Origin of the sequence: Dietzia sp. UBA5065 (assembly GCA_002415925.1) — a bacterium.
GTDB lineage: Bacteria > Actinomycetota > Actinomycetes > Mycobacteriales > Mycobacteriaceae > Dietzia.
The window spans coordinates 5,123-8,354 of the sequence record DIAZ01000153.1; the positions used below are offsets into that span (position 1 = coordinate 5,123).

Here is a 3,232-nt window from a genome sequence, read left to right on the forward strand (position 1 = left end):
TAGCCGCCGAACAGCTGCAGGCAGCGGTCCACCACGTCGTCGAGCATGTCCGTGGCCTGGAGCTTGGCCATGGACGCGGTCACCGCGTCCAGCTCGCCGGCGATCTCGCGGGTGATGCAGTGGTCGACGAAGGTGCGGGTGGCCATGACCTGCGTCTTGCAGTGCGCCAGCTCGAAGCGCGTGTTCTGGAAGTCCAGGATCGGCTTGCCGAACGCCTGTCGTTCGCGGACGTACTCGAGCGTCTCCACCACGGCCGCCTCGGCCATGGCCAGCGCGTCCACGGCGATCGCCAGGCGCTCGCGCGGCAGCTGGTTCATGAGCTGGTAGAAGCCCTGCCCCTCCTCGCCTCCGAGGAGGTTGGCGGCGGGCACGCGCATGTCGTTGAAGAACAGCTCGGCGGTGTCGGCGCCGTGGCGGCCCATCTTCTCCAGCACGCGGCCGCGCTCGAAGCCGGGGGTCGAGGCCTCCACGGCGAACAGCGCCATGCCCTTGTGGCCGGCGTCGAGGTCGGTCTTGGCCACCACCACCACGAAGTCGGCGGAGCCGCCGTTGGAGATGAAGGTCTTGGAGCCGTTGATCACGTAGTCGTCACCGTCCCGCTTGGCGGTGGTGCGCACGCCCTGCAGGTCGGAGCCGGCGCCGGGCTCGGTCATGGCGATCGCCGAGATCCACTCGCCGGAGCAGATCTTGGGCAGCCACTCGGCCTTCTGCTCCTGCGTGGCGTAGTTCGCGACGTAGTGCGGGGTGATGGTGGAGCCGACGCCCATGCCGAACGCGGTGTCGCCGGAGTAGACCAGCTCCTCGGTGACGAGGTACTCCATGCCCGGGTCGCCGCCCTGGCCGCCGAACTCCTCGGGCACGTCCAGGCAGATGAGGCCGGCCTCGCCGGTGCGCTGCCAGGTCTCGCGGTCCACGAACTTCTGCTTGGACCACTTCTCCTGGTTGGGGGTCATCTCCTTGGCGAAGAACGCCCGGGCGTGCTCGCGGAGCAGCCGGTGGTCGTCGGTCTCCCAGGAGGGACGGTAGTCGGGGAAGAGTGCGGACACGAGGGGCCTCCGGATTAGGACGACGACGAGAGCGAGCGCCAGTTTACGTCGGCCACTTGCGGCGACGACCGGCGCGCGGGCACCGACCGGGCCATACTCGTGCCATGACCGAGTCCCCGGAGTCGCCAGAGACGGCGGCGCTGCCCGAACCGTTCCCCACCGACTGGACCCGCGGCCTGGTCCTGGTCGCCCATCCCGATGATCCCGAATACGGGATGTCCGCCGCGGTGGCCCGCTGGACCGCCGAGGGCCGGCACATCGTCTACGTCCTGGCCTCCAGCGGCGAGGCCGGCATCGAGGGGATGCCCCCGGCGATCGCCGGGCCGGTTCGCGAGGAGGAGCAGCGCCGGTCGTCCGCGATCGTGGGCGTGGAGGACGTGGAGTTCCTCGGGTTCCCGGACAGCAGGATCGTCAACAACCCGGAGTTGCGCGACTCCGTCGCCGACGCCATCCGCCGTCACCGGCCGGACGTGGTGATCTCCCTGTATTCGGGTCCCGAGTGGGCGCCGGGCGCGCCCAACCAGAGCGACCACATGGAGTTCGGCGCCGCCGTGGGCGCGGCGTACGACGACCTCGTGGCCGCTGTGGGCGTGGACTCGGCGGAGGGTCGGCCGCAGCTGTGGTTCGAGTCGGCGCCCGAGCCGACCCACTACGTGGACGTCGAGGGCTTTGTCGAGCCGGCGGTCGCCGCCCTGTCCCAGCACAAGGAGTACCTCTCGGTGCTCGACCCCCGGACGCCCGTGCCCGAGCAGGCGCGCGCGCAGGTCGAGGGCGTGTCCGCGCCCCGAGACGGGCTGGCAGGCGGGCATCCCGTGGTGGGATTCCGCCGCATGCGGCCCTGAGCTGGGGTCAGGCGGGCCCGCCCGGCTGGCCGAGTGGTGCGTAGTACCCCTCGGCCAGCCGCAGTCGCTCGACGATCTCGTCCGCCCACTCGGCGCGGGGGGAGGACATGGCGCCGTCGCCGGGGAGGCCGATGTAGGTGAGCCAGTAGCGCCGCGCGCCCTCCCCGACGACCGCCGAGTACACCAGCGCCCCCTCCGGTCCGATGAGGTCCTGCTGGACCGCGGGGAGCACCCGGAACGACACGGCCCAGCCGTCTCCGACGCGGGTGGAGATCTGCTCCCTCCGCTCGTCGACCGGTCGCCCCGGGACCGGGAGGAGGAACTGCCCCATCCCGTTGGCCAGCGAGAACGCGGCCAGCCGGTTGTCCGGGTCGCCGAGGTCGAACATCTGCTCGGTGAGCACTCCCGCCAGCACGATCCCCTCCGACCGGTCGCCTGCCGGAGCCGCCGACTCCCCGTTCCCGACCGGGGTCAGGGCGGTGCTGCCGAAGACCAGCTCGCCCGACTCGGCCTGCCATCCCTCGGGGACGCGGATCACCAGACCGGCGTACGGATCGACGTGGTCGGAACCGGCCGCCACCTGGGTCTTGGGCGTCAGCGTGCGGGCGGCCGGGGGGTACGTCGCCGACGAGACGAGCACCGTCACGACCGCCGCGGCCACCGCGAGGACGGCGACGAGCGCCACGAGGAGGAGAGTCCGGTTCCGGCCGGAGGACTGGTTCTGCCCTGAAGTCATCCGTCCAGCGTAGGCGGACGGGTCTGACGCACCGTGATGTTGACCCGCCCCGGCTCGCTGCCCAGCACCTCGCGACACCACGCCGGGGCGGTGCCGTCGACGACCCTGGGCACGCCGTGGAACGCCATCCGCGACGGGCCGCCGAACACCACGAGGTCTCCCGACTCCAGGCGCACGTCCGTGTAGGGACGGCCGCGGTGCTCGGGTGTGCCGAAGCGGAACGTGCACGCGTCGCCCAGGCTGATCGAGACGACGGGTGCCGGGACGGCCTCGTCGCGGTCCTGGTGCAGGCCCATCGTGGATCCACGGCCGTAGAGGTTCACCAGCGCCGTATCCGGGGTGTAGGCGGCGGGGTCGGCGGGCCCCTGGCCCGCGCCGACCCGCGGATCGACCGCCGCCGCCGCGTCGAGCCCGGTCCGTGCCGCCCGGACCAGCCAGTCCGGGAGCGGCGGGACCACCTCGTCGTCGTCGTACCGGTACGGCACCCAGTGCCGCCCCAGGCTGAACGTCCGCACCGACATCCGGCCCCCGCCGGGCAGCACGATCGAGCGCGGCGCGCGCACCGCGGCCCAGTTCACGCACGCCCGGAGGAGGAACTCCTGCTGCTC

The 3,232-nt window shown here is 72.2% G+C and carries 4 protein-coding genes; 1 reads left to right on the plus strand and 3 read right to left on the minus strand.

Annotation, left to right across the window (positions count from 1 at the left end; all coding sequences use genetic code 11):
• Window positions 1-1,046 (minus strand): acyl-CoA dehydrogenase family protein (locus B4M60_RS12460; protein ID WP_291084427.1); only part of this gene is annotated, 1,046 nt, incomplete at its 3' end.
• Between the two features lie 104 nt (window positions 1,047-1,150).
• On the opposite strand from B4M60_RS12460, the gene B4M60_RS12465 reads away from it, so the two are divergent.
• Window positions 1,151-1,888, plus strand: a complete 738-nt coding sequence (locus B4M60_RS12465; protein ID WP_291084429.1) for a PIG-L deacetylase family protein — start codon at window positions 1,151-1,153, stop codon at window positions 1,886-1,888.
• Window positions 1,889-1,895: 7 nt separating this feature from the next.
• On the opposite strand, the gene B4M60_RS12470 is transcribed toward B4M60_RS12465, so the two are convergent.
• A complete protein-coding gene (locus B4M60_RS12470) occupies window positions 1,896-2,624 on the minus strand; it encodes an APA family fibronectin-binding glycoprotein (protein WP_291084432.1) in 729 nt (242 codons plus the stop codon).
• On the minus strand, window positions 2,621-3,232 hold a 612-nt coding region (locus tag B4M60_RS12475), incomplete at its 5' end, for an alpha-ketoglutarate-dependent dioxygenase AlkB (protein ID WP_291084435.1). The genes B4M60_RS12475 and B4M60_RS12470, both read right to left, overlap by 4 nt.

Bases quoted from the DNA above. Each gene is read 5' to 3' on its own strand.
- B4M60_RS12465 (WP_291084429.1), top strand. From the start codon at position 1,151: ATGACCGAGTCCCCGGAGTCGCCAGAGACGGCGGCGCTGCCCGAACCG.
- B4M60_RS12470 (WP_291084432.1), bottom strand. From the start codon at position 2,624: ATGACTTCAGGGCAGAACCAGTCCTCCGGCCGGAACCGGACTCTCCTC.